At 63.2% G+C, this 25,509-nt stretch carries 20 protein-coding genes; 15 read left to right on the top strand and 5 right to left on the bottom strand.

Features of this window, described 5'->3' with window-relative positions; all coding sequences use genetic code 11:
• The first annotated feature begins 29 nt into the window (after positions 1–29).
• The 4 genes from CDPAHKCJ_RS04440 (at position 30) to CDPAHKCJ_RS04425 (ending at position 4,417) form a co-directional block, all read left to right on the top strand.
• Positions 30–662: a TRAP transporter small permease gene (locus CDPAHKCJ_RS04440; protein WP_166018821.1), complete on the top strand. Its 633-nt coding sequence runs from the start codon at positions 30–32 to the stop codon at positions 660–662.
• A complete protein-coding gene (locus tag CDPAHKCJ_RS04435; RefSeq protein WP_043331381.1) occupies positions 662–1,963 on the top strand; it encodes a TRAP transporter large permease subunit in 1,302 nt (433 codons plus the stop codon). Before CDPAHKCJ_RS04440 ends, CDPAHKCJ_RS04435 begins: the two co-directional genes overlap by 1 nt.
• A gap of 304 nt (positions 1,964–2,267) precedes the next feature.
• Positions 2,268–3,164, top strand: a complete 897-nt coding sequence (locus CDPAHKCJ_RS04430) for an HAD-IIB family hydrolase (RefSeq protein WP_166018820.1) — start codon at positions 2,268–2,270, stop codon at positions 3,162–3,164.
• A 41-nt stretch (positions 3,165–3,205) separates the two neighbouring features.
• The gene (locus CDPAHKCJ_RS04425) at positions 3,206–4,417 is read left to right on the top strand and encodes a glycosyl transferase (protein ID WP_166018819.1); all 1,212 of its coding nucleotides are present in this window, start codon (positions 3,206–3,208) and stop codon (positions 4,415–4,417) included.
• A gap of 88 nt (positions 4,418–4,505) precedes the next feature.
• On the opposite strand, the gene CDPAHKCJ_RS04420 is transcribed toward CDPAHKCJ_RS04425, so the two are convergent.
• Positions 4,506–6,404 carry a sugar phosphorylase gene (locus CDPAHKCJ_RS04420; protein ID WP_166018818.1) on the bottom strand — a complete coding sequence of 633 codons (1,899 nt, stop codon included), beginning with the start codon at positions 6,402–6,404 and terminating at the stop codon, positions 4,506–4,508.
• A 363-nt stretch (positions 6,405–6,767) separates the two neighbouring features.
• Entirely contained in the window at positions 6,768–7,016 is a 249-nt protein-coding gene (locus CDPAHKCJ_RS04415; RefSeq protein WP_166018817.1) for a GlsB/YeaQ/YmgE family stress response membrane protein, read from the bottom strand.
• A gap of 398 nt (positions 7,017–7,414) precedes the next feature.
• On the opposite strand from CDPAHKCJ_RS04415, the gene nrdR reads away from it, so the two are divergent.
• The 9 genes from nrdR (at position 7,415) to lon (ending at position 17,332) form a co-directional block, all read left to right on the top strand.
• Positions 7,415–7,903 (top strand): transcriptional regulator NrdR, encoded by a 489-nt coding sequence (gene nrdR / locus CDPAHKCJ_RS04410; protein ID WP_043331377.1) that lies wholly within the window; start codon positions 7,415–7,417, stop codon positions 7,901–7,903.
• A 232-nt stretch (positions 7,904–8,135) separates the two neighbouring features.
• Positions 8,136–9,290, top strand: a complete 1,155-nt coding sequence (gene ribD, locus CDPAHKCJ_RS04405; RefSeq protein WP_240916666.1) for a bifunctional diaminohydroxyphosphoribosylaminopyrimidine deaminase/5-amino-6-(5-phosphoribosylamino)uracil reductase RibD — start codon at positions 8,136–8,138, stop codon at positions 9,288–9,290.
• Positions 9,291–9,446: 156 nt separating this feature from the next.
• Positions 9,447–10,598 carry a bifunctional 3,4-dihydroxy-2-butanone-4-phosphate synthase/GTP cyclohydrolase II gene (ribBA, locus tag CDPAHKCJ_RS04400; protein ID WP_166018815.1) on the top strand — a complete coding sequence of 384 codons (1,152 nt, stop codon included), beginning with the start codon at positions 9,447–9,449 and terminating at the stop codon, positions 10,596–10,598.
• Between the two features lie 111 nt (positions 10,599–10,709).
• A complete protein-coding gene (ribE, locus tag CDPAHKCJ_RS04395) occupies positions 10,710–11,192 on the top strand; it encodes a 6,7-dimethyl-8-ribityllumazine synthase (protein WP_043331374.1) in 483 nt (160 codons plus the stop codon).
• Entirely contained in the window at positions 11,189–11,704 is a 516-nt protein-coding gene (gene nusB / locus CDPAHKCJ_RS04390) for a transcription antitermination factor NusB (protein WP_043331373.1), read from the top strand. Before ribE ends, nusB begins: the two co-directional genes overlap by 4 nt.
• Before the next feature lies 1 nt (position 11,705).
• On the top strand, positions 11,706–12,779 hold the full coding sequence (gene thiL / locus CDPAHKCJ_RS04385; RefSeq protein ID WP_166018814.1) for a thiamine-phosphate kinase: 1,074 nt from the start codon (positions 11,706–11,708) through the stop codon (positions 12,777–12,779).
• The gene (locus tag CDPAHKCJ_RS04380) at positions 12,776–13,249 is read left to right on the top strand and encodes a phosphatidylglycerophosphatase A (protein WP_043331372.1); all 474 of its coding nucleotides are present in this window, start codon (positions 12,776–12,778) and stop codon (positions 13,247–13,249) included. The genes thiL and CDPAHKCJ_RS04380 overlap by 4 nt, the downstream gene beginning before the upstream one ends.
• Before the next feature lie 115 nt (positions 13,250–13,364).
• Positions 13,365–14,645 (top strand): DUF945 family protein, encoded by a 1,281-nt coding sequence (locus tag CDPAHKCJ_RS04375; RefSeq protein ID WP_166018813.1) that lies wholly within the window; start codon positions 13,365–13,367, stop codon positions 14,643–14,645.
• Positions 14,646–14,881: 236 nt separating this feature from the next.
• Positions 14,882–17,332 (top strand): endopeptidase La, encoded by a 2,451-nt coding sequence (lon, locus tag CDPAHKCJ_RS04370; RefSeq protein ID WP_166018812.1) that lies wholly within the window; start codon positions 14,882–14,884, stop codon positions 17,330–17,332.
• Between the two features lie 118 nt (positions 17,333–17,450).
• On the opposite strand, the gene CDPAHKCJ_RS04365 is transcribed toward lon, so the two are convergent.
• On the bottom strand, positions 17,451–17,792 hold the full coding sequence (locus tag CDPAHKCJ_RS04365) for a YegP family protein (protein WP_043331370.1): 342 nt from the start codon (positions 17,790–17,792) through the stop codon (positions 17,451–17,453).
• Between the two features lie 428 nt (positions 17,793–18,220).
• On the opposite strand from CDPAHKCJ_RS04365, the gene ilvD reads away from it, so the two are divergent.
• The gene (gene ilvD / locus CDPAHKCJ_RS04360; RefSeq protein ID WP_107336223.1) at positions 18,221–20,065 is read left to right on the top strand and encodes a dihydroxy-acid dehydratase; all 1,845 of its coding nucleotides are present in this window, start codon (positions 18,221–18,223) and stop codon (positions 20,063–20,065) included.
• 216 nt (positions 20,066–20,281) lie between these two features.
• Here the strand turns inward: ilvD and CDPAHKCJ_RS04355 are convergent, their stop codons facing one another.
• Together CDPAHKCJ_RS04355 and CDPAHKCJ_RS04350 are read right to left on the bottom strand one after the other, a co-directional pair.
• On the bottom strand, positions 20,282–21,895 hold the full coding sequence (locus tag CDPAHKCJ_RS04355; protein WP_166018811.1) for a GGDEF domain-containing protein: 1,614 nt from the start codon (positions 21,893–21,895) through the stop codon (positions 20,282–20,284).
• An 829-nt stretch (positions 21,896–22,724) separates the two neighbouring features.
• A complete protein-coding gene (locus tag CDPAHKCJ_RS04350; RefSeq protein ID WP_166018810.1) occupies positions 22,725–24,293 on the bottom strand; it encodes a helicase HerA-like domain-containing protein in 1,569 nt (522 codons plus the stop codon).
• Positions 24,294–24,938: 645 nt separating this feature from the next.
• Here CDPAHKCJ_RS04350 and CDPAHKCJ_RS04345 point away from each other — a divergent pair.
• Entirely contained in the window at positions 24,939–25,298 is a 360-nt protein-coding gene (locus tag CDPAHKCJ_RS04345) for a hypothetical protein (RefSeq protein ID WP_166018809.1), read from the top strand.
• The last annotated feature ends 211 nt before the right edge of the window (positions 25,299–25,509 follow it).

Here is a 25,509-nt window from a genome sequence, read left to right as displayed (position 1 = left end):
TGAGGCAGCGAGTCAGCAAGGAATTCGATATGGCAGAACATGATGTGGCGTCGCCGGGGCTACCCGAGGCGTCGGATGACCACGACCCGAATCTGGGCACGCGCACGCCGCTGGACCGCCTGGTCGGCAAGGGCACGCGCTCCGCGGCGTGGCTGGTGTTGTTGGCGATGGCGATCAGCGTGTTCGAGGTAGTGATGCGCTATGGCCTCGATTCGCCGACCTCCTGGGTGCATGAGACGGTGATCTTCCTGGTCGCGACCAGCTTCGCGCTGGGTGGTCCGGCGGCACTGGCCAACAATCGCCACATTCGCGTGCGTGTGCTCTACGACCTGGTCGGCACGCGCTTTCGCTACGTGCTGGACTGCTTCAATGACGTGATGACGTTCGTCTTCTGTCTGGCGATGAGTTACGCAGGCTGGGTCATGTTCTGGCGTGCCTCGCACAGTCCGCTGGGCGAGTGGCAGCTGGAGCGCTCCGGCACCTCATGGAATCCGCCGTTTCCGGCGCTGACCAAGGGCGTGATCCTGTTCGCGCTGGCGGTGATGACCTTGCAGGCGCTGTGGCATCTCTACCAGACCTTCTTCTCGTCCCGCCCGCCTGAGGGCGGCACTGAGACGCGTGGCGCTTCCGACGCCGCAGCTGACCACAAGGAGCCGCGCTGATGGATATCGCAACGGCTACGATGCTGCTGGTCGGCGGCATCTTCGCGCTGCTGGTCACGGGATTGCCGCTGGCCTTCGTCACCGGGCTGGTGGCATTGGCCTACACCTTCGGCTGGTTCGGCCCGATGGCGCTGCCGCTGGTCACCAGTCGTGTCTATGGCTTCGTCACCGAGTATTCGCTGGTGGCGGTGCCGATGTTCGTGTTGATGGCCTCGCTGCTGGATCGCTCGGGGATCGCCAAGGACCTGTTCAATGCCATGCGCGTGATGGCAGGGCGCCTGCCAGGCGGCGTGGCGATCCAGACCATCGTGGTGGCGTTCTTCCTCGCCGCGATGTCCGGCATCATCGGCGGTGAGATCGTGCTGCTGGGGATTCTGGCCCTGCCGCAGATGCTCAGGCTCGGCTATGACAAGCACATCGCCATCGGTGTGGTGTGTGCCGGGGGCTCGCTGGGCACCATGATGCCGCCCTCCATCGTGCTGATCATCTATGGCCTGATCGCCAACCAGTCGATCGCGGACCTGTTCACCGCGGCGATCACCCCGGCCATCGTGCTGATGGCAAGCTACATCATCTACGTGCTGATCCGCTGTCTGCGCAACCCTTCGCTAGGGCCGGTGATGCCCGAGGAGGAGCGGCGTGCCAGCTTCCAGAGCAAGCGTGAGCTGCTCAAGGCCATCGGCGTACCGGCGGTCATCGCGGGGCTGGTGCTGGGCTCCATCTACGGTGGCGTGGCCTCGGTGACCGAAGCCGCGGCGATGGGCAGCTTCGGCGTGCTGGTGGCGGTGATGCTGCGCGGCGAGTTCTCCATCACCCTGATGCAGCGTGCGCTGTCCCAGACCATGAACACCTGCGGCATGATCATCTGGATCGGTATCGGCGCGGCGGCGCTGGTCGGGGTCTACAACCTGATGGGCGGCAACCGCTTCGTGTCGAGCATGATTCTCGGCCTGGATATCCCGCCGCTGGCGATCATCATGGTGATGATGGCGATCCTGCTGCTGCTGGGGCTGTTCCTCGACTGGATCGGCATCGCGATGCTGACCCTGCCGATCTTCGTGCCGATCATCGTGCAGCTTGGCTACGACCCGGTATGGTTCGGCGTGCTGTTCGCGGTCAACATGCAGGTGTCCTTCCTGTCGCCCCCCTTCGGGCCTGCCGCCTTCTATCTGAAAGGCGTGGCACCGGAAGGCATCAGTCTCAAGGATATCTTCGTCTCGCTGCTGCCGTTCATCGCCATCCAGCTGTGTGTGCTGGCGATGTTGCTGCTGTGGCCGCAACTGTCGCTGTGGCTGGTCTAGGCTCTACAGACGTTGCCCGCTTGCCCAAGACTCGACGCCCTCGCATCTGCGAGGGCGTCGTCGTTGGTGACGAAAGATTTGCGCCGTCGTGTGGCGAGGCATCATGCAAGGCAGGCTTTGTGCTCTTTTATGGTGCAAGTGAACGGGCATACAAACACGGTCACGGTGAGAGGGGTCAGGCTGTCATGGCTTCTGCACCATCTTGGCACATTCCCTGCAATGCTCTTGCAATGCCTGTCCGGTGCCACGAGATCCTGTCGAGGTGACCCCCGACACGCTGCAGCACTTCATGAGGAGAGTTCACATGTCAGAGACTCAAGCACCGCTGTTGTTGCTGACCGATCTGGATGGCTCGCTGCTGGATCACCATGATTACTCGCCGGGCCCGGCGCGCAGCTGGCTGACCCGCCTGCGCGCGCGCGGTGCCTGGATCGTCCCCAACACTTCCAAGACCGCGGCCGAACTCACGCCACTGATGGACTCTCTGGGGCTGGCGGGTCAGCCGTGGATCGCCGAGAACGGCGGCGTCGTGGCGCTGCCGGCCTCCTGGCTGAGTGCCTATCCACTGGAGGAGGCCAGCGCCCCGGATGCGCACGGTCTGTGTCGTATCGCGGTGGCCATGCCCCGCGACAGGATTCTCGCGGTACTTGAGAAGCTGAGCGGAGAATTTGCCTTCGAGGGCTTCGCCTCGATGTCGGTGGCAAGAATCAGCGAGCTGACGGGGTTGGGGGAGGCGGATGCGGCGCTGGCGGGTGAGCGTGATGCCAGTGAACCGCTGGTGTGGCGCGACGCGCCGGAGCGTCTCGAGGAATTCCGCACGCGTCTGGCCAGCCATGGCCTCAAGCTGACACGTGGTGGGCGCTTTCATCATGTGACCGGGGACAGCGACAAGGGCGTGGCAGCGCGCTATCTGATCGCCCGCTACCGGCTCTGTGAGCGGGTGCGCCCCTGGACGCTGGGCTTCGGTGATGGCGCCAATGACCTGCCACTGCTGGCCGCCGTCGACAACGCTGTGCTGATTCCCGGCATCGGGGATACCTCGCAGCGTGATCGGGAGCTTGCCGATTATCCGATACTGGCGGATGAACGCCGCTGTTTTCGCGCCAATCTCCCCGGACCGCAGGGATGGGTCGAGGGATTGCGTCACTGGCTGGCCAATGGCCAGCCGGAAGAATGGACATCCAGAGGTCTGGGCGCCTGACGCCTGCCTGATGCGTGTCTTCGGCATGACAAGGAGCTGACATGAGCGATTTTTACCAGAATGGCATCATCACCAACTTCCATAACCTGACCGATCGTCCGGTGGAAGATCTCGAAGCGGACCTGATGCGCTTCTCCCGCAAGCGACCGATGAGCCTGATTCTGCCGTCGCTGTATTCCGAACTGGAAGGCCCTGCACTCAAGCATATCGTCGAGGAGCTGGCGCAGGTGCCGTATCTCAGCGAGATCGTGATCGGGCTGGACCGCGCCGACCGCGACCAGTTCGAGCATGCCAAGGAGTTCTTCTCACATCTGCCGCAGCATCACCGCATCCTGTGGAACGATGGGCCACGTCTGCGTGCACTGGATGAAGAGCTGACCGAGCATGGTCTGGCGCCGATGGAGGCCGGCAAGGGGCGCAACGTCTGGTACTGCTCCGGCTACGTGCAGTCATCAGGCATTGCCGAGGCAGTGGCACTGCATGACTGCGATATCGTCACCTATGATCGCGGCTTGCTGGCGCGTCTGATCTACCCGGTCGCCCATCCGCAGTTCAACTACGAATTCTGCAAGGGGTATTACTCGCGCATCGCCCAGGGCAAGCTCAATGGCCGCGTGGCACGCCTGATGGTCACGCCGTTGATCCGTGCGCTCAAGAAGGTCTATGGCCCGCTGCCGTATCTGGATTATCTCGATAGCTATCGTTATCCGCTGTCCGGCGAGTTCTCGATGCGCACCGACGTGCTGGCGGACATTCGCATCCCCAGCGACTGGGGGCTGGAGATTGGTGTGCTGTCCGAAGTGCATCGCAACTATTCCACCAAGCGCCTGTGTCAGGTGGACATCGCCGATGCCTATGATCACAAGCATCAGCCGCTGTCAGAGGAAGATGCGCTGGGCGGCTTGAATCGCATGAGTCTGGATATCGCCAAGGCCATGTATCGCAAGCTGGCCACGCTGGGCGTCGAGATGCACGGCGAGACCTTCCGCACCATCAAGGCCACTTACTATCGTATCGCGCTGGATCTGATCGAGACCTACTACAACGACGCCGTCATGAATGGCCTGACGGTGGACCGCCACAGCGAGGAAGCGGCGGTGGAGCTGTTCGCCTCCAACATCATGGATGCCGGCAGCGCCTTCCTCGACAACCCGCGCGACAAGCCCTTCATTCCCAGCTGGAACCGGGTGCAGTCAGCCGTGCCGGACCTGCTCGAGCGCATGCACGAAGCGGTGGAACTGGACAACCAGTAACGCTCGCGGCGGGAAACAGCAAGACCCACGACAACGGGGCTGCCACTGGCAGCCCCGTTGTCGTGGGCGGAAGGAGAAAGCGCGGGCGTCAGACGACCTCGATGGCCGGCGGGCGTACTGCTTGCTCCATCAGCCAGGCCGCCTGATAGGGACGGCGTGCCATGGTGGGGTCATAGGCCTTGTCGTGGCACAGGTGGTCGGTCAGCGCGACGCCTTGCCAGCTTTCCGGCAGTGGCAGTACCCGCGGCTGATCGGTGACATTGAGGGCGAACAGCAGACGGCGCCCTTCATGGGTGACGCGCTCGAAGACGAAGAAGTCCGGGCCAACATCGAAGACATTCTGATCGGCATCGGGGTGGAAGCAGGGTTCGTTGCGGCGCAGTGCCATGCGGCGTTTGAGGGCGTGGAAGACCTCATGGGTCGCGGTGTTGGGGCTGGCCAGCAGCGCTTCCAGTTCATCACGCTGCCACTTGCGGCGGTTGATGGCGCGCAGATGGCCATCGCGTTCGACGCCTTCCTGGTGATTGGGGGTCGCGGTCAGCGAATGGATATACAGCCCCGGGATGCCCTGCAGGCTCAGCATCAGGGTCTGACTGGCGATGAAACGCTCGATCTGCCACGGGTCCTGGCCGCGCCGCGTGCCCTTGAGTGCATCGAAGTAGCTGATGTTGAGCTCATAGGGAGTGTCGGCGCGGCCCGGGTTGGCACGCATGCTGACGTAGCCACCGAAGTCATGCACCAGCCGCACCAGGGTGTCGCGCTCGTGATCGGGCAGCAGGCCTTCCAGCGCGCGCACGCCGATGCCGTCGTGACTGGCGGTGAAGTTGAAGTAGCTGCAGCCGGACGGCAACGACGGCAGGCTGGTGGCCCACTCGGTCAGGGCACTGGCATCGCCGGAGGTCAGGGTGTGCAGGGTCAGCGGCGGCAGCGTGAACTGATAGATCAGGTGAGCTTCATCGGCCTGGGCGCTGCCTTCGATGGCGGTGAGGTCGTGTCGTGACAGACGATCGAGTCCGAAGTAGGACATGTTCTCGGCGTGGGGCACGTTGGTCTCGGTGATCAACAGACTGCCCGGCGCCAGGTGGTCGACGATGGCGCGCAGCAGACGGACCACGGCATGTGTCTCCGGCAGGTGGATGCAGGAGGTGCCCTGGCGTTTCCACAGGAAGGCCACCGCATCGAGGCGAATGATGCCCGCGCCCTGCTCGAGGTAGTAGAGCAGGATGCCGATGAATTCGAGCAGCACATCGGGATTGGCGAAGTTCAGGTCGATCTGGTCATCGGAGAAGGTTGCCCAAAGATGGCGCAGGCCGCGGCGGGTATGCACCGGCGTGAGCAGGGCAGACGGACGTGGGCGCACGACCTCGGAGACATCGGTGTCGGGGTCCATCTCGATGAAGTAGTCGCGGCCGGGCTGCACACCGGCCAGATAATCGGCGAACCACAGTGACTCGCGCGAGCAGTGATTGATGACCAGGTCTGCCATCAGGTCGCGTTGCTCGCTCAGGCGCCGGATGTCCTGCCAGTCGCCGAGGACAGGATTGACCTCGCGATAGTGGATGACGCTGAAGCCGTCATCGCTGCTCCAGGGAAAGAAGGGCAGCACGTGGACACCTGACAGGCTGTCGTCCAGTCGGCTGGCGAGGAAGTCGTGCAGGGTCGCCAGTGGCGCCTCGCCTTCCTGCTGCAGGCTGTCGCCGTAGGTGATCAGCCACTGGTCGCGCTCGCTCCAGAGCGGCTCGCCTTCCGGCACGCGAGGGTTGAGGCGCGTGCGATGGAAATCCAGCACCGTCTCAAGGCGTCTGAGAACTTCCTCATGACGCTGTGGATAGATCTCGGCGAGCAGACGTGTGGCGTGCGCCTGGAAATCAGTCTGCGAGAGGCGTCTGGAGAGAGAAACTCTGGTGCGTGGCCTGGCGTTGCCCTCGCTCGGCGCAGGGCCGGAGGCAGTGGATGTCGAGTGATCGGGAGATGACGTATCGGACATGGGCAATCCTCATGGCAGCAAAAGCGTTCAGGCTCTGCCTCGTGAGACGCAATGGGCAGAGCATGTCGCGGGTGATCTTCGTGAAGCCCGCCGGTGCAATCCTGCGGGGCCGATGGCAAGGCAGGAGGGCGCGCATCAGATGAAGTCGACTGGCGGCAGCCGAGTGACATTCCTGAATCGTGCATCGCTCAGCGACGCTCGTGGGTGACGGTCTGACGCCTTTGACCCTGAGTCATGCACGCCTCGGGCCAGATTCGACAAGCCTGCAAGGCAGGACGGCCAGCCCGCATGTGCCGGCTGGCCGTCCTGTCTGGCGTCATGTGGCCCGAAGCCAGCTGACGCCACTGCGCTTCATGACATGCTTTACTTGCGTAGCACGCGATACAGAATCAGCAGAATGACGGCGCCGAGCACGGCGATGACAAAGCTGGCCAGATTGAATCCCGTCACTTCACCGAAGCCCATCAGGGTGCCGACCCAGCCACCGACCACGGCACCCAGGATGCCGATGATGCTGGTGACGATGATGCCGCCCGGGTCCTTGCCGGGCACGATCACCTTGGCGATGATGCCGGCAACAAGACCGAATATGATCCATGCAATGATTCCCATGTCGCAGCTCCTTGCGTCATCGTGATCAATCTCGCGGCAGAGATCATCCGCCGCCAGTCGTGAAAGGGTTTCACGGCTCGGGCAAGCGCCCTTGTGAGGCGCTGCACCCTGATATCATCTTTCGGTTATCGCGCGGGGATTTCAAGCCTGCCGGGCAGGTTGATTGATGCTTTCGCCGCGCGCTGGCCACCTCGGGCGACGATGCAGGAAACTCCTGTCGCCCCTTTGGTCGCTCCCCAAGGCTAGTTCAGATAGGTCGAGGCTGACATAGGCTCCCGTGGCGGGGCCTTAACGGTTACAATACCCGCCATTCGCTGTCATTCGGCTGCGCTGCGCCACTTCCTCGCTGTGCTTCGCGCGGGGTCGCAGCCACCTCGCACCCAAGCAGGCTCTCCAACATGCACTGTCCCTTCTGTGGAACTCATGAAACCAAGGTCACGGATTCCCGACTGGTGGTCGAGGGTGACCAGGTGCGGCGTCGGCGCCAGTGCGCGGCCTGCGGTGAGCGTTTCACGACCTACGAAACGGCGGAGCTGGTCATGCCGCGCGTGGTCAAGGGTGACGGCTCACGTGAGAGCTTCGATGAACACAAGCTGCGGGCCGGCATGCTGCGCGCGCTGGAAAAGCGCCCGGTATCCTCCGAGCTGATCGAGGCCGCGGTGGAGCGCATTCGTCAGCGTCTGCGCGCCACGGGCGAGCGTGAGATCGAGGCGCGGCGCATCGGTGATGAGGTCATGCAGCAGCTCAAGCGGCTGGATCAGGTCGCCTATATCCGCTTCGCTTCGGTCTATCGTCGCTTCCAGGATCTTGATGAGTTCCGCGCCGAGATCGACCGTCTCGCCCAGGAGCCCAGTTTCCTGCCGGGCGAGGAAGACGCGCGGCCCTGATGTCTCGACACGGTCATCCTTGCAGATGACCTCGAGGCCTGCGCCTGCTGGTCCTGTCGCGTCACGCTGCGTGGCTCAGGCCTCGGGGTATTGGCCGCCGCCTGGGCTACGCCTGACCTTCTCTCGTTTCACGCCAAGGTATCGCATGTCTCTTTCTCCCCGTGCTTCTCGTGCTCACCGTGACAGCCACTCTCGCGACCGCAGTGCCCCCTCAGCGCGTGATGCGCGCCACATGGCCCACGCCCTGCGCCTGGCGCGCCTGGGCAGCTACACGACGCAGCCTAATCCGCGTGTCGGCTGTGTGCTGGTAGAAGTCGAGACTGACGAGGTGATCGCGAGCGGTTTTCATGTGCGTGCCGGGGAAGGGCATGCCGAGGTCAATGCGCTGGCAGAGGCGGGCGAGCGCGCGCTGGGCTGCGTGGCCTATGTGACGCTGGAGCCCTGCTCCCACACCGGGCGCACCGGCCCTTGTTCGCTGGCCTTGATTGCGGCGGGGGTGTCGCGGGTGGTGATCGCGATGCGTGATCCGAATCCGCAGGTTGCCGGGCGCGGCATCGCATTGCTGCAGGGCGCGGGCATCGCGGTGACGGTCGGGGTGATGGAGCAGGAGGCGCGAGCGCTCAATCCCGGCTTTCTGTCACGCATGGAGCGCGGTCGGCCTTTCGTGCGCCTCAAGCAGGCCATGAGTCTGGACGGGCGCACCGCGATGGCCTCCGGCGAATCCCAGTGGATCACCGGCCCCGAAGCGCGCAGCGCCGTGCAGCGTCTGCGTGCACGTTCCAGTGTGGTGATGAGCGGCATCGAGTCGGTCATCTTCGATGATTCACGCCTCAACGTGCGCGCCGACCAGCTCGGGCTCGAAGACCATCCGCTGGGGCTCGAGGCGCTGGTGGCGCGTCAGCCGCTGCGCGTGGTGGTGGATAGCCATCTGCGTCTGCCGCTGGCGGCGCGCATTCTGGCGCAATCCGGTCGTACGCTGCTGGTGTGTGTCGCGGATGAGACAGCGGCTCAGGCAGAACGGCGCAGACTGTTGGAAGCGGCCGGCGCCGAGGTGCTGGCGCTGCCGGCGGGCCCGGAGGGACGCGTGGACCTTGTGGCCCTGCTGCGCCATCTGGCCGAGCACGAGCAGGCCAACGAGGTGCTGCTGGAGACCGGCGCGGTCCTGGCCGGCGCCATGATCCAGGCGGGGCTGGTCGATGAGATGCAGATCTTCATGGCACCGACGCTGCTGGGCGGCGAGGCTCGCCCGCTGCTGGCGCTGCCGGGGCTGGATCGCATGGCGCAGCAGCGCCGGGTCGAGATTCGTGACATCCGGGCGGTGGGGCGTGATTGGCGCATCACCGCAGTGCCATTGGCATCGCCAGACCCGCAGGAGAGCGGCGACTGATTTCTTCTTGTCACGCAAGCACTTGCCGCCGTCTGGCGACAGCTGCGTCGCTGGGTGCTGGCGCAAAACGGGGTGGCGGGGTACCCTGACGCCCGACTTTTTGATAATACGCGTGGGTCCGGCATGGGCCGGCGCAGCCCGTAAAGTGGAGCAAGCATGGCGCTATCAGGCATCGCAGCACTCGTCGAGGATATCCGGCAAGGCAAGATGGTCATCCTCATGGATGACGAGGATCGTGAGAATGAAGGCGACATCATCATCGCCGCGGAAGCCGTGACAGCCGAGCACATCAACTTCATGGCACGCCACGCGCGTGGCTTGATCTGCATGCCGATGTCGCGTGAGCATTGCGAACAGCTCCAGCTGCCACTGATGGTTCAGGCCAACGGCTCCGGCTTCGGCACCAAGTTCACGCTCTCCATCGAGGCCACCGAAGGTGTCACCACCGGTATCTCGGCGGCTGACCGCGCCCGCACCGTGCAGGCTGCCGCCGCGCGCAATGCGCGCCCGCAGGACATCGTCCAGCCGGGGCACATCTTCCCGCTGATGGCGGAACCGGGTGGCGTGCTGCGTCGTGCCGGCCATACCGAGGCGGCCTGTGATCTGGCCTCCATGGCGGGCTTTGGCGCGACCGGCGTGATCTGCGAGATCATGAACGACGACGGCAGCATGGCGCGTCGTGAAGAGCTCGAGCGCTTCGCCGCCGAGCACGACCTCAAGGTCGGCACCATTGCGGATCTGATCGAGTATCGCATCCACAATGAGCAGACCGTCGAGGTGCTGGACAGCGAGCAAGTCGAGACCGCCTTCGGTGAGCTGACGCTGCATTGCTTCAGCGATCGTATCCAGGGCCGTCACCACCTGGCGCTGGTCAAGGGCACGCCGAACGCCGAATCTTTGACCACCGTGCGTGTGCACGTGCAGGACCCGATGCGCGACCTGTTGACCCTGCGTCAGCCGGGCAGCAGCTGGGCGCTCAATGATGCGCTCGCCGAAGTCGCCGCCGCCGATGCCGGCGTGCTGGTACTGCTGGACACCGGCAGCGACGCGATGGATTACAAGGATCGTCTCGATGTCTTCCTCGGACGACGTCGTACGCCGCGCACCAACGAATCCGATGGTGCGGGCAACTATCTGACTACCGGTACCGGTGCCCAGATCCTTCGGGATCTCGGTGTCGGCCGGATGCGTCTGCTCAGCTCGCCGTGGAAATTCTCTGCTCTGTCCGGGTTTGGCCTCGAAGTGGTCGAACTGGTCGGCAGTGATGACACGGCCGGCAAGACAGGCGCAGACGCCGCAGGCGCGTAAGCGCTTCGGCACCCCAAATGGCGGGGGAGGTCGCGCAATTCTGGCGGCCTTCCCCGGTATGATTGATATCCCCGCCCCGGTTCTCCGGGGCGCTAGCATTGTGGACTGACCATGCAACCGATTGCTCAACTCGAAGGCACTTTCACCAATGTCGATGGCCGTTACGTCATCGTCGTCGGGCGTTTCAACCACCATGTCGTCGACAGCCTGGTGGAAGGCGCGGTCGATTCTCTCGTACGCCACGGCGTCGATGAGGAAAACATCGACCTGATCCACGTGCCGGGTGCCTGGGAAATTCCGCTGGCCGTCAAGGCCGTGCTGGCCAAGGTCAAGCCGCACGCCGTGATCACGCTGGGTGCGGTGATCCGCGGTGGTACGCCGCACTTCGAATATGTCGCCGGTGAGTGCAACTCCGCGCTGTCCCGTCTGCAGCTCGAATTCGATACCCCGGTCGCCAATGGCGTGCTGACGGTGAATTCCATCGAGCAGGCCATCGAGCGTGCCGGCACCAAGGCTGGCAACAAGGGTACCGAAGCGGCCATGGCGGCGATGGAAATGGTCTCCCTGCTCAAGGCCATGGGAGGTGACGCGTGAGCGAACGCAAGGAACGTACCGAGCGCGAACCGTCCAAGCAGCAGCAGGCGCGCCGCGCCGCTCGCGAGCTGGCCGTGCAGGGCATCTACCAGTGGCAGATGACCGGCAAGAACATGACCACCATCGAAGCCGAGTTCCGTGGTCAGCAGGTCGATGATGACGTCGAGCTGCACGAGAATTGGGTCGAGGTGATGCGCATCGCCGACCAGGCCCTGTTCCACGAGCTGCTGCACAATGTGCCGCGCTTCCAGAAAGAACTGGATGCCAGCATCAGCCCGCTGCTCGACCGTCGCCTGCAGGATCTTGACGAGATCGAGCTGGCCATCCTGCGTCTGGGCGCCTACGAGCTGTCCAAGCGTATGGAAGTGCCGTATCGCGTGGCGATCAACGAAGGGGTCGAGCTGGCCAAGACCTTCGGTGCCACCGACGGGCACAAGTACGTTAACGGGATCCTCGACAAGCTGGCAGTCAAGCTGCGCAGTGCCGAGGTGACCCAGGCTCGCCTGCGCTGACATGCCAGGTGAATTCGAGCTGATTGCCCGCTACTTCCAGCGCGATCTGTCCGGGGCACCGGGCGTGTTGCTGGGGCCGGGTGACGACTGTGCACTTCTTGCCGCCAGTGATGGCATGCAGATGGCGGTCAGTGTCGATACCTCGGTGGCGGGGGTGCACTTCCCGCCGGATGCGCCTGCGGCGTCCATCGGCCATCGCGCCCTGGCCGTCAATCTGTCTGATCTGGCGGCGATGGGGGCGACTCCGCGCTGGGCGTTGCTGGCTCTGACATTGCCGGACGTGGATGAAGACTGGCTGCATGGTTTTGCGGCTGGTTTCCACGCGCTGGCAGAGCGCTACGGCATCGCGCTGGTGGGCGGCGACGTCACGCGCGGCCCGCTCTCCATCACGATCACCGTGCATGGCGAGCTGCCGTGCGTGCTCGAGCCTGCCCAGCAGGTCGACAGCGTGACCCGCCCGATCCTGCGGCGTGACGGCGCTCGCGAGGGGGACCTCATCGCGGTCACCGGCCTGCCGGGGCTGGCGCATGCCGGCCTCAAGGCCTGGCAGGATGGGGTCCGCGATGTGCTGAACCCGTGCCTGGCGGCCTACCTGCGACCTGAACCGCGCGTCGATGCGGGACTGGCGCTGCGTGAGCTGGCCAGTGCGGGCCTGGATGTCTCCGATGGCGTGATGGGTGATCTGGCACATATCTGTCGTGCCAGCCAGCTGTCGGCGGCGCTGGAGCTCGGCGAACTGCCGTTGGCGCCGGAGCTGATCACGGCGCTGGGCGAGCAGGGCGCCCGCGAGGCGGTCCTCAATGGTGGCGACGATTACGAGCTGTTGCTGACGCTGCCCGCAGAGAACCTCGAGGCGGCCAGGCTCGCCCTGCGCTCGCTCAACCTGTCCTTGAATGTCATCGGTCGCATGCAGGCGGCGGGCAGTGATGCGCCGCGCGTGATGCTGATGGACAAGGGCATTGAGCAGGCCGCGACGGGCCAGAGCTGGCAGCATTTCTCTGCCTCGCAGGCCTCTGAGCCAGACGGCTCCTGCGACGATGCATCGCCACGCAACGTAAACGGGGTGGCACCATGAATCGCGCTCCCGCCAGTGTCTGGCGGCGCCCCGTCCACTTCTTGGCCTTCGGGCTGGGCAGTGGTACCGCGCCCTTTGCACCGGGCACCTTCGGTACTCTCGCGGCAATCCCGTTCTACTGGCTGATGACCAACCTCACGCTGTGGCCGTATCTGGCCATTGTGCTGGTCGCGTCGCTGGTCGGGATCTGGATCTGTGATCGCACCTCGCGCGATCTCGGCGTGCATGATCACTCCGGGATCGTCTGGGACGAATTCGTCGGCTATTGGATCACGATGGCTGCCGTGCCATTCTCTTGGCAGGCAGCGCTATGGGGCTTCGTGGTCTTTCGGGTCTTCGATATTCTCAAACCATGGCCGATTCGCTGGGCCGACCGCCGGGTCGCCGGTGGCTTCGGCATCATGCTGGATGATGTCTTCGCCGGTATCTACGCCTGGTCGACGATGCATCTGTGGCTGTGGTTGCACTGACGTCTCGCTGCCTTGGTGGCGAGGCTCACGCACGTGTTTCACTGATGGAAGCAGATGCGACAAGAGGCACCGCGCAGACGGTGTGATGCTCCAATAACGGACAAGGGTTAATGCGATGGGCAAGGGACTGGTAACCGTGACGGCAGTGGTCGTCATCGGGGCAGCCGGCTATGTCGGCGGCGTGGCTTACTCGAGCCAGCGTTTTGAAGATGAGATGGCCCGCATGGTGGCAGAGCTCGACAGGAGCTCTGACATCAAGGCGACCCGTGAAGAGGTCGACAGCGGCTGGTTCGGCTCCACGGGCCGGGTAGAGATGGAGCTCGCCACCGGGGACGGTGAAGGTCCCATGCGCATCGTATTGCCTTATGAGGCCGGCCACGGCCTGCTGTCGACCAGCATGAAGGGCAACGTCAAGGTGTTGTACGGTACGCCGTCACGCGACGTCTTCGCCGAAGTGCTCGGCGATGGCAAGGCGATCGCCTTCGATGGCAGCGTCGACAACTTCAGCGGCGCCAGCGACACCACCCTGACCTTGCCGGCCTTCGACTGGCAGGACCCGGAGAGCGGCACGCGCATCGACTTCCAGGGCGGCGAACTGCTGGCTTCCCACGATGGCGGTGATACCCCGGAAATCACCGTGGATGGCGAGATCACGCCGTTCGATATCACCAATGGCGCCGAGAAGGTCAGCGTCGGTACCCTGAGCCTCAACGGCATCTATCGCGGGGCGGACAATGACTTCCGCCAGGACGACAAGATCGTGCTGGACACCTTGACCATCGACAACGGCACCGGTCAGCCGCCAGTGGTCGCCAGCGATATCCGTTACAGCGGCGAAACGCGCCTGGACCCGACCGAGCTGCGCTATCTGATGAAGCTGTCGGTGCAGGATGTCAGCGCAGGTGATCAGCAGATGGCCAGCGGTGATGTGTCCATCTCGATCGATCGTCTGCAGGGCGCAGCCGTCTATGACTTCATCACCCAGCTGCAGGGCTTGCTGGAAGAAGCGGGCAAGCCGTTCGAGGAGCTGAGCGAAGCGCAGCAGGTCGCCATGCTCGAGAAGGTCGAAGCGCCGCTGTTCACCATGCTGAGCACCTCTCCGCGCATTACGCTGGAATCGCTGAATGCCAAGAGCGATGCCTTCGGTGTCGACATGCAGGGTGATGGCCAGATGATTCTCGATGGTGCCGATATCACTGACCTGACCATTCAGGAGCTGCAGACCGTACCGGGTCAGCAGGCCTTCCTGAATCGTCTGAGCGGGCGTTTCGAGTTCCGCAATGTACCGCCGATGATGGCCATGATGGCGGGTGTCTCTCCGCAGGCAGCCGACCGCAACCTCGTGGTCGAGATCGATGGTGACAGCGTGAGGATCAACGGCACCCCGATCTACTGAGGGAGATGCGAGGCGCCGGTGTCACGAAAGCTTAGAGATACCGCGCCGCGCAGTATGCCGGAAACGACAATGCCCGCCTCATGGCGGGCATTGTCGTTTCCGGGGGCGCATCTCGTGCCACCCTGAACACGCAGGGTTGCGCCTCCGGCGCGGCAAGCGTGCCTTGATAAAGTGGCTCACTGGCCGCATTGGGGGAGATGATCGCCTCAACCGAGGCCTGGTTTCATGAGGGTTGCATGCCACGTCACGAAGAGATTTCCGATAACGACGACATTCTTGCCGGCTTCGAGGATGACAGCCAGTCACAAGAGCCTTCTTCTTCCGCCTCGGGTGGGCTGGTGCCGAGTGGTGACCAGCTGCCGGAGCGCATCTACCTGCTGCCGATTCACAATCGCCCGTTCTTCCCGGCCCAGGTCCAGCCGCTGGTGATCAACAAGCAGCGTTGGGCCGAGACCATGCAGCTGGTCGGCAATACGCCGCATCATGCTGTCGGCCTGGCCTTCGTCGGCGATGTCGAAGTGGATGAGCTGGGGGTCGAGCACTTCCCCGAGATCGGCTCCGCCGTGCGCGTCCACAAGCCCGAAGACGGCGATGACCAGGTACAGTTCATCGCCCAGGGGCTGCGTCGCTTCCGCATCACGCGCTGGCTGTCGCGCAAGCCTCCCTATCTGGTCGAGGTCACCTATCCGCGCGAGCCGGTCGATGCCGAGAGCGATGAGGCGCGCGCCTACGCGATGGCGATGATCAACGGCATCAAGGAGCTGCTGCCGATCAACCCGCTGTACGGTGAGGAGCTCAAGCAGTACCTCAATCGCTTCAGCCCCCATGAGCCAGGCCCGCTGACCGACTTTGCCGCCGCCATCACCTCGGCCAAGGGCGCTGAGCTGCAGGAGGTACTGGAGTCGCTGCCGGTGATGGAGCGCATGCAGAAGGTGCTGCCCCTGCTGCGCAAGGAAATCGAGGTCGCACAGCTGCAGACCGAGATCTCCCAGCAGGTCAATGCGCAGATGGAGAAGCATCAGCGCGAATTCTTCCTGCGCGAACAGCTCAAGGTCATCCAGCGTGAACTGGGCATCTCCAAGGATGATCGCGAGAACGATGTCGATACCTTCCGTGGCCGTCTCGATGAGCTCAAGGTGCCGGAGCGCGTCCAGTCACGTATCGATGATGAGCTCGACAAGCTGTCGGTGCTGGAGACCGGCTCGCCGGAATACGGCACTACGCGCAACTATCTCGATTGGCTGACCTCGCTGCCGTGGGGCATCACCTCCACCGACCAGCTGGATCTCGCCCATGCGCGCAAGGTGCTCAATCGCGATCATGACGGGCTGGATGATGTGAAGTCACGCATTGTCGAGTTTCTGGCCGAGGGTACCTTCAAGGGCGATGTCGGCGGCTCTATCCTGCTGCTGGTCGGTCCGCCCGGCGTAGGCAAGACCTCCATCGGTCGCTCCATCGCCCAGGCGCTGGGACGTGAGTTCTATCGCTTCTCGATCGGTGGCATGCGCGATGAGTCCGAGATCAAGGGCCACCGCCGCACCTACGTGGGTGCCATGCCCGGCAAGCTGGTGCAGGCGCTCAAGGAGGTCAAGGTCGAGAATCCGGTGATCATGCTCGATGAGATCGACAAGCTGGGGCAGTCCTTCCAGGGCGATCCGGCCTCGGCACTGCTCGAAGTGCTGGACCCGGAGCAGAACGTCGACTTCCTCGATCACTACCTCGATGTGCGCCTCGATCTCTCCAAGGTGCTGTTCGTGTGTACCGCCAACACGCTGGACAGCATTCCCGGTCCGCTGCTGGACCGCATGGAGCAGATCCGCCTCTCCGGCTACATCGCCGAGGAGAAGATGGCGATCGCCAAGCATCACCTGTGGCCGAAGCTGCTGACCCGCGACAACATTCCCAAGAAGCGCATCAATCTGAGTGATGCTGCGCTGCGTCAGGTGATCGAGGGCTATGCCCGTGAGGCCGGCGTGCGCCAGCTGGAGAAACAGCTGCACCGTATCGTGCGCAAGGCGGCGGTGAAGTTGCTGGAAGAAGAGCTTGCGACCGTGAAGGTCTCGGTCAAGAACCTCGAGGAATTCCTCGGCGCGCCGATCTTCCGTCGCGAGAAGGTCCTGGCCGGCGAAGGCGTGGTGACCGGGCTTGCCTGGACCAGCATGGGCGGTGCGACCCTGCCCATCGAAGCCACTCGGGTACATGGCCTGACACGTGGCTTGAAGCTGACCGGCAAGCTGGGCGATGTGATGCAGGAATCGGCCAACATCGCCTATTCCTACACCCTGGCCAATCTCGAGGCCTATGATGCCGAGGCGGACTTCTTCAACGAGTCGTTCATTCACCTGCACGTCCCTGAGGGCGCGACGCCCAAGGACGGCCCCAGTGCCGGCGTGACCATGACCACGGCGTTGATGTCGTTGGCCAAGCATCAGGCGCCGCGCAAGGGGCTGGCGATGACCGGTGAGCTGACATTGACCGGCCAGGTGCTGCCGGTAGGCGGTATCCGCGAGAAGGTGATCGCCGCTCGGCGCAGTGATATCTATGAGCTGATTCTGCCGCAGGCCAACCAGCGCGATTACGATGAGCTGCCGGAATATCTGAAGGAGGGCATGATCGTGCACTTCGCGGCGCGCTACGCGGATGTCTCGCGTGTGGTCTTCGACAATGCCAGCGCACAGCGCCACTGACAGCGCACGGCGCAGAATGGATGGCGACATCCGACGAAAAGCAGAAGCCCCGCCAATCGGCGGGGCTTCTGCTTTTCAGTGGGGCGTCGTGCGTAGGCAAGCGCATGCTCGCGGGCATTCAGGCGGTATCGAGCTGTTCCAGCACGGCCGCCTCAGCGGCATTGCGCCCGACGCTGGCGATGCCGTTGTCGCGGCCGGATTCCGACTTGTACATCTGACTGCGACCGATCTGCTGGCTGTTGGCGGCCAGCAAAGTGAAATAGAAACGTCCGTCCTTGGCGACTTCCCGGGTGAAGCGTTTTTCCTCGACGGCATTCTTGCGCACGGACTCCACGCCGTTCAGGCAGCCGCGCTTGTCGGCATAGCCCTGGCTCTGCAGGATCTTCTCGCCGTTGCCTGCCTTCAGTGCAAAGTAGAACTTGCTGTCCTTGCCCCGAGTGATGACGAATTTTCCGGCCATGGGTGACTCCTGTTCCTTGTGGGGTGTCTGGCATTGCCTGATGTGTCGTCCTTCAGTGTAATCAGTGCCTCCCGCCGCAGGCCCACGCTAGAGGCCGCTTCATTCAACGCTGTCGGCGCCTGTCGGCATCTTTCAGGGCCGCTGATGGCGTGGGCGGTGCTATCTGGTAGGCAAGCGGGGGCGGTACATGACAGAATTGACCCCAGGCTGACAGCGTTGACCCATGAGGTACGCGTCTCCTCTGGACACCAGGTGTGCGTAACCCGTGCGGGGCGCCGCCTGACCAAAACAGAAGCCGCTCCCGTTCGGAGTGATTCTGCAGCGGATTGCGCAAAAGGGCGGCGTCAGTGTGACCCTGCCAGGCGCGATTCCATGAATCAGTCCCTCTTCGCACAGGAGAGCGGCCAAGCACTATTGACGAGGACACCATGCCAGAGTATCGCTCCCGTACGACCACCGCAGGTCGTAACATGGCCGGCGCTCGCGCCCTGTGGCGCGCCACCGGCATGAAAGATGGCGACTTCCAGAAGCCGATCATCGCCGTTGCCAACTCCTTCACCCAGTTCGTGCCGGGCCACGTCCACCTCAAGGACATGGGTCAGCTGGTCGCGCGCGAGATCGAGAAGGCCGGCGGCGTCGCCAAGGAATTCAACACCATCGCGGTCGATGATGGCATCGCCATGGGCCACGACGGCATGCTGTATTCGCTGCCGTCGCGTGACCTGATTGCCGATAGCGTCGAATACATGGTGAATGCCCACTGTGCGGATGCGCTGGTGTGCATCTCCAACTGTGACAAGATCACCCCGGGGATGCTGATGGCCGCCATGCGCCTCAACATCCCGGTCATCTTCGTCTCCGGCGGCCCGATGGAAGCCGGCAAGACGAAGCTGCTGGATCACGGCCTCGATCTGGTCGATGCCATGGTCATCGCCGCCGATGACAGCGTCGACGACGAGACGGTCGCCGAGATCGAGCGCAGCGCCTGCCCGACCTGCGGCAGCTGCTCGGGCATGTTCACGGCCAACTCCATGAACTGCCTGATGGAAGCGCTGGGTCTGGCATTGCCGGGCAACGGCACCGTGTTGGCCACTCACTCCGATCGTCGTCGCCTGTTCGAGAACGCCGGGCATCGCATCGTCGAGCTGGCGCGCCGTTACTATGAAGGTAACGAAGAGCATCTGTTGCCGCGTGCCATCGGCTCCCGCGCCGCCTTCGCCAACGCGATGACGCTGGATATCGCCATGGGTGGCTCGACCAACACCATCCTGCACCTGCTGGCCGCGGCTCAGGAAGCCGGTGTCGACTTCACCATGTCCGACATCGACAAGCTGTCCCATAGCGTGCCGCAGATGTGCAAGGTGGCGCCGAACACCCAGAAATATCACATCGAGGATGTCCATCGTGCCGGCGGCATCATGGGGATTCTGGGCGAGCTGGACCGTGCCGGCGTACTGGATACCTCAGTGCCGACCGTCTATGGCGACTCGCTGTCTGCGGCGCTGGAAGAGTGGGACATCATGCGTTCGCCCACTGATGAAGTCGTCGAGTTCTATCGCGCCGGCCCGGGCGGTATTCCGACCCAGACCGCCTTCTCGCAGAGTGCGCGCTGGCCGAGCCTGGATGGTGATCGCGCCCAGGGCTGTATCCGCGATTACGACCATTGCTTCTCCACTCAGGGCGGCCTGGCCGTGCTGTACGGCAACATCGCCCTGGATGGTTGCGTGGTGAAGACCGCTGGCGTCGATGACTCCATCCTGGTCTTCGAAGGCCGTGCCTACGTCTGCGAGTCACAGGATCAGGCGGTGGAAGACATCCTGGCCGACAAGGTCAAGGAAGGCGACGTCGTGATCATCCGCTACGAAGGGCCTAAGGGCGGACCGGGCATGCAGGAAATGCTCTACCCGACGTCCTATCTCAAGTCCAAGGGGCTGGGCAAGGCGTGTGCGCTGCTCACCGACGGCCGTTTCTCCGGCGGTACCTCGGGCCTGTCCATCGGTCACGCGTCTCCGGAAGCGGCGGCGGGCGGCGCCATCGGTCTGGTCGAGCATGGCGACACCATCCTGATCGACATCCCGAACCGCACCATCAACGTCAAGCTGAGCGACAGCGAGCTGCATGAGCGCCGTGAAGCGATGGATGCCCGTGGCAAGGATGCCTGGAAGCCAAGCATCCAGCGCAACCGTCGTGTCTCCGCCGCGCTCAAGGCCTATGCCTTGCTGGCGACCTCTGCTGACAAGGGCGCCGTGCGCGACCTGAGCAAGCTGGACTGAGAATCGGCTTCAGACATCTGACCCGGTCTCTGAGCAGACCTCTTCGCTGAAACACCCCGCAAGCCTGTGTGACTCTTTTTTATGAGTACAGAGTGAGTGCTGAGTGAGCGCTGAGTAAGTCAAACGACAACGGCCACCCTTCGGGGTGGCCGTTGTCGTTGATGGGGATGTGCCTCAAGGGTCTCCTGGGCAGGACGCACACACGGCAGGACACTCTCAGGACAAATCGGGAGAGGGGAAGCCGGACGGGGGCTGGAGGCTTGCGAAGGTATCCGTCGGGATGACCGGTTCAAGCTCCAGGAAGCGCACGCGATTGCGCCCCTGACGTTTGGCCTTCTTGAGTGCGTGCTGGGCGCGTTCACAGAGCTCGAGTCGGTTGGCCAGCGTGAGCGTATCGGGCGCCGGGTGATAGCAGGTCAGCCCGATGCTGCAGGTGACCGGCCCGTCGAGACCATGCAGTTCTGACGTGGCGTGGCGGACGCGCTCAGCGAGGATGATGGCGCCGCTGGAATCCGTCTGGCCCAGTACCGCAATCAGCGAACCATCGTCACGCTGGCTGAGCAGGTCGCTCTTGCGTGTCGCGTTGCGCAGGATGGTGGAGACCTGCTGCAGTGCGCGGTCTCCTGCGGCGCGGCCGTACTGGCGATTGAAGTCGGTAAAGGCATCCACGTTGAGCAGCAGGATCGACAGTGGCTGCCCGTGGCGTGCACTGCGCGCGATCTCACCATCCAGCTGTTGCTCGAAGATCTCCGTGGGCAACAGCTTGTCCAGCACCGACGGCACGGCCGGGCCCGGGGGCGTCATGCTGGCCAGCTTGTGCCGCATGCGAGCCAGGCTTTCCTCGTGGGAGCGCTGCTCGCTGAGGTCCTGGTGCTGGCTGAGAATGACGCCGGAGTGGCTGTCGATCACATCCAGATGCAGCATGACTTCGATGATCTGCCCCTGTCTGCCCAGATAGCGATGCGGCTGCTCGAAGTGGGTGATCTCGCCGGCCTGCATGGCCAGAAGCGCCTCCTGACAGGCCTGCATGTCAGCAGGGTGGGAGACATCCTCCAGCGCGCCGCGCTGCAGTTCACTCCTCTCCGTCCCCAGCAGTTGGGCCAGCGCCGGATTGAGACGTGTCCAATGGCCATGGAAGTCCATGATCGCCATCGGGAGCTGGCAGCGCGAGAACAGCAGCTCCATCTCCCGGTAGGCGAGGCGCAGGTTGCTCAGTTCACTGGTCAGCCGCTTGCGCGCATTCTCACGATCGATCAAGCCTCCCAGCAGGCTGGCCAGTGTCTCGACCAGTGCACGATCGCTGACGCTGAAATCTGCCGCGCGCGGTGAGTTGTCGCCGAAGCAGACGGTGCCGGTCAGACGGCCTTCGGTCCATACCGGGGCGGCGATGTAGCTCTGGAAGGGCATCGACTTGAGGGCCGGATGAGCCTCGAGTGCTGGCGTGGTCGCGATATTGGCGTAGGCGATGCAGCCTGCCTGCCCAACGACTTCATTGCAGTAGGTCTCGTTCAGCGGTGCGATCGCGCCCTCGACCTTGCCTGGCGGCGGATTGACCGCTGCCATGATTTCATAGCGATTGGCCTCAGCGTGGCCGAGGATGCCGGTGGTCATCCCCAGCAGGCGGCAAGCGGTCACCAGGTACTCTCTGAGCTGTTCGCTGAAGGTTCCCGCAGGCGCGAGTGTCAGGGCAAACAGCGCTTGCAGCTGGGCGGGTCCGAGATTCTCATTTAGGAAGACAGTCGCGGCGGCGGCTTGTGGCGAGAGCTCTGAGGTATCAACTGGACTCGAGTGCCCCGAGGAGGGTGGCCGTGCGGGCGGGGTGGGCAGCATGTGACATCCTTATCTTGCATGTTGCGGGGAGAGGGAATGACCAAACAATGAGTATGGCGGTTGAGAGCGATGAACGGGTGCTTTGCTGGGCCAGGAAATCAACTGTTCATACACGTAAGACTGGTGGGGCTTTTCGAGGTGCGGCTGGATTGGAGACGCGCCAGGCCGTGAATCTGGTGGAGCCACAAAAGAAACGGGGAGGCCGGTCGATGGCTGATCGACGGCCTCCCCGGCAAGTTCTTTCTCTGCCCACCATGATGCGTCGTCATGCGTGGCAGAGTCTGTATGCCGCTTGTCCTGTCATTCGTGTCCTATGCCGTTTCACACCTGGCGTCTCCGGTGTAGCAGGCAGGATCCCGCTGTTGTCATGCGTATCGCTCCTGCTCAGGCGGCTTCGGCCAGCTGAGGTTCCGCTGTCGCTTCCATATCGATGGCTTCCAACGCCAGTTCGATCGAGAACCAGTTGTCGTTCAGCCACAATTCCAATGCTTCATTGCTCATGCACATCGTCAAGTCTCCCCGAGAGTAGTGGCAAGCGCGTGTGTGTCATGGTGTGCTGCCGGTAAGCAGCAATCATCAGTATGGCGTCTCCTTGCCGAGAGCGAATGAAGTTTGCGCGACGATATGATGTCAGCAGCCTTGGATAGCGAAAGCAGGACATCACCCATGGTCATTTGACCATGGGTGATGTCCTGCTTTTCGTGAAGGATGAGTCTCTCAGTCTCGAGAGCTTGCTTGCCGGGGGGAGCTTCTATTTGCCAAGGAGCGCTTCAGGCTGATGGCGTGGTGTCAGGCTGCTGGCGAGGCGTCAGGCTGAAAGGCGCGAGCCTCAGCGGCGAGTGAAGGAGCGCAGCAGGCTGCGAATCAGGGTCCGTCCCAGCTGCGACCCCAAGGCGCGCATCACGGACTTGAGCAGGGTCTCCATGACACCCTGACGCTGCCTGCCACCGGAGCGTGGGGCGCTTTCGGCCACCGGACTTGTGCGCTTGGAATCGCGGCTGGCAGCGGCTTGAGCGCTTCCATCCCGTTCTGTGGCAGGCGGCGTGGTGTCAGGCGTTGCCGCTGGTGTCTCCTGTGGCCGCACCTGGGCCGTCGCCGAGCTCGTCAGTTGCGCCTCGAGACGCTCGTGAGCCGATTCACGGTCTATCACCTCATCATAGCGACCGGCCAGTGATGAGCTTGCCAGCAGCGCTGTGCGCTCGCTGTCACTCAACGGGCCGATCCGCCCACGCGGCGGCGCGATCAAGGTGCGCTCCACCTGGGTGGGCGTGCCCTTGCTGTCGAGCACCGAGACCAGTGCCTCGCCCACGCCCAGCTCCGTGATCACCTGAGCCGTATCGAGGGCCGGGTTGGGGCGGAAGGTCTCGGCAGCGGTCTTGACGGCCTTCTGGTCGCGCGGAGTGAAGGCGCGCAGGGCATGCTGGATCCGGTTGCCCAGCTGACCGAGCACGTCATCGGGGATGTCGGCGGGGGATTGGGTCACGAAGTAGACGCCGACCCCCTTGGAGCGAATCAGGCGCACCGTCTGCTCGAGGCGCTCAAGCAATGCCTTGGGAGCGGCATCGAACAGCAGGTGGGCCTCGTCGAAGAAGAACACCAGCACCGGGCGGTCGGCATCGCCGCGTTCGGGGAGGGTGCGAAAGAGCGTCGACAGGAACCACAGCAGGAAGGTGGTGTAGAGACGTGGACTCTGCATCAACTCACGCCCATCGAGCAGATTGATGAAGCCGCGTGTCTGGTCTCCCTCGCCCGTGGTCGCCAACATGTCATTGATATCGAGCGCTGGTTCGGCGAAGAAGCGCTCGCCGCCCTGGGTGGCCAGCACATGCACCCGGCGCAGCATGGCACCGAGGCTCTGGGGGCTGACACTGCCATAGCGCTCCTCGAAGCCTTCGCGTTCACGCTCGATATGCTTTAGCAGGCTGATCAGGTCCTTGAGGTCGATCAGCTCCAGTCCTTCACGCTCGGCATGATCGAAGGCCAGGTGCATCAGGCCACTCTGGGTGTCGTTCAATTCCAGCAGGGTCGACATCAGCTCAGGCCCCATGGAAGCCACGCTGGCGCGCACCGCATGCCCGCTCTTGCCGAACAGATCCCACAGCCTGACGGGCGCGGCCTGAGGCTGCCAGTCATTGATGCCGAGGCTGGCGAGGCGTTCATCGACGCGTGGATGCGGGGCACCCGCTGCGGCAATGCCCGAGAGGTCGCCCTTGACGTCGGCGGTGAACACCGGCACTCCCATGCGCGAAAACTCTTCTGCCAGCACCTGCAACGTGACGGTCTTGCCGGTACCTGTCGCGCCGGCGACCAGACCGTGACGATTGGCCAGTGCCCCGGCTAGCGTGATGTGGCCCTTGGGTCCCTGTCCTGCGAGTCCCCCGATCAGCACGTCTGGCATGTGAGTCTCCTGTCATTCAGGTGGTGGCGGTGCCTGCAGAGGGAGGTGTGGCGACCACTGCCGATGACCGCAGAAATGGGCGATGTCATGGAGTCATAGGGTTACAAAATGTTTCGTTGAGTAAAATACTGCAAGTCATCTTGCGCCACTTGACGCATGGCGTCAGGCAACCGACGCGCGGCAAGCCGCCTGATGAGCGGCCAGCAGCCCATATGGGCGCTAATTAAACGCGAGCCGATATCTCACTCTTGTATAGGAAATCTGGAAGAAAGATATTTTTCTTTCCCTTCTCTGCTTGAAAGTCTGGCCCTCTAGTTCCATATCTTTAGGCATCAGGGCGCATGTGACGCAACACGCCTCGGCAGATTGGCGCTTTCGTCAAGAATGACACCAGCAGGTTCGGGTACAACTCTGGTGACGGTTTTGAAGATTGCTCTACAAAGTAGCCGACGCTCAAGGGTGTTTGAACCATGCGCCGCAAGGATTTGACGCAGTACCACAAGACGTCGCCGAGATAGGAAGAACGCGTCTTGTGGAGCCTGGAGCTCGAGACATCCAGTCTCGGGATTCTTGAAGGCTTACCGGCAACGGCCGAGCGAATCATCTGCTCGTCTCTTGCAACAGACCGCTACTGGAGGATGGATCATGAACAAGCTGACTGCTGCACTTTTCGCGACTGCCCTGGCACTGCCGACCACTGCTGCCTTTGCCGAGCACCACGAATCCAGCAACACCGGTTCCGCCAATACCGGCGCTCATTCCACCATGGTAGAAGGCGGCACTGCTGCGGGTCATGAAGATGGCAAGGTGCATGACGACGCCGAACGCAACACCGAAAGTGGCTCTGCCAACACCAAGAAGGATTCCATGATGGTGGAAGGCGGTACTGCACAGTCCGAGTCCGCCAAGCACGGCAAGGTGATGGACAAGGGCGAAGACCACATGGGCGTCAGCCCGGAATCCGGATCGGCCAATACCGCCGATGGCAGCATGAAGACTGAGTAAGCATGTCTTGACGGTCTGGTCTCGGGCCAGACCCGCAATGGATCTCGCGGTGCCTGAACGAGTTGCCAGCACGACTTGCTTGAGTGCATCGCGAGTGAAACGACAAGCCCCCGCCAATGGCGGGGGCTTGTCGTGGTAGTGAAGCATGAAAAGGCAGGGAGTTCAGGGCGGGAATGAGGTGGGCTGGGCTCTTGGATACTTGAGGCCAGTA

This window comes from Cobetia sp. MB87, from assembly GCF_011319755.1.
In the GTDB taxonomy this organism is placed as follows: Bacteria; Pseudomonadota; Gammaproteobacteria; order Pseudomonadales; family Halomonadaceae; genus Cobetia.
Note: the sequence above shows the minus strand (reverse complement) of the source record. Positions and strands in the feature narration are given on the sequence as shown.

Bases quoted from the DNA above. Each gene is read 5' to 3' on its own strand.
- CDPAHKCJ_RS04355 (WP_166018811.1), bottom strand. From the start codon at position 21,895: ATGCTGCCCACCCCGCCCGCACGGCCACCCTCCTCGGGGCACTCGAGT.
- ribE (WP_043331374.1), top strand. From the start codon at position 10,710: ATGCAACCGATTGCTCAACTCGAAGGCACTTTCACCAATGTCGATGGC.
- CDPAHKCJ_RS04365 (WP_043331370.1), bottom strand. From the start codon at position 17,792: ATGGCCGGAAAATTCGTCATCACTCGGGGCAAGGACAGCAAGTTCTAC.
- ribD (WP_240916666.1), top strand. From the start codon at position 8,136: ATGGCCCACGCCCTGCGCCTGGCGCGCCTGGGCAGCTACACGACGCAG.
- ribBA (WP_166018815.1), top strand. From the start codon at position 9,447: ATGGCGCTATCAGGCATCGCAGCACTCGTCGAGGATATCCGGCAAGGC.
- CDPAHKCJ_RS04375 (WP_166018813.1), top strand. From the start codon at position 13,365: ATGGGCAAGGGACTGGTAACCGTGACGGCAGTGGTCGTCATCGGGGCA.
- CDPAHKCJ_RS04380 (WP_043331372.1), top strand. From the start codon at position 12,776: ATGAATCGCGCTCCCGCCAGTGTCTGGCGGCGCCCCGTCCACTTCTTG.
- ilvD (WP_107336223.1), top strand. From the start codon at position 18,221: ATGCCAGAGTATCGCTCCCGTACGACCACCGCAGGTCGTAACATGGCC.
- CDPAHKCJ_RS04420 (WP_166018818.1), bottom strand. From the start codon at position 6,404: ATGTCCGATACGTCATCTCCCGATCACTCGACATCCACTGCCTCCGGC.
- CDPAHKCJ_RS04425 (WP_166018819.1), top strand. From the start codon at position 3,206: ATGAGCGATTTTTACCAGAATGGCATCATCACCAACTTCCATAACCTG.
- CDPAHKCJ_RS04350 (WP_166018810.1), bottom strand. From the start codon at position 24,293: ATGCCAGACGTGCTGATCGGGGGACTCGCAGGACAGGGACCCAAGGGC.
- CDPAHKCJ_RS04435 (WP_043331381.1), top strand. From the start codon at position 662: ATGGATATCGCAACGGCTACGATGCTGCTGGTCGGCGGCATCTTCGCG.
- CDPAHKCJ_RS04440 (WP_166018821.1), top strand. From the start codon at position 30: ATGGCAGAACATGATGTGGCGTCGCCGGGGCTACCCGAGGCGTCGGAT.
- CDPAHKCJ_RS04345 (WP_166018809.1), top strand. From the start codon at position 24,939: ATGAACAAGCTGACTGCTGCACTTTTCGCGACTGCCCTGGCACTGCCG.
- nrdR (WP_043331377.1), top strand. From the start codon at position 7,415: ATGCACTGTCCCTTCTGTGGAACTCATGAAACCAAGGTCACGGATTCC.
- CDPAHKCJ_RS04415 (WP_166018817.1), bottom strand. From the start codon at position 7,016: ATGGGAATCATTGCATGGATCATATTCGGTCTTGTTGCCGGCATCATC.
- lon (WP_166018812.1), top strand. From the start codon at position 14,882: ATGCCACGTCACGAAGAGATTTCCGATAACGACGACATTCTTGCCGGC.
- CDPAHKCJ_RS04430 (WP_166018820.1), top strand. From the start codon at position 2,268: ATGTCAGAGACTCAAGCACCGCTGTTGTTGCTGACCGATCTGGATGGC.
- thiL (WP_166018814.1), top strand. From the start codon at position 11,706: ATGCCAGGTGAATTCGAGCTGATTGCCCGCTACTTCCAGCGCGATCTG.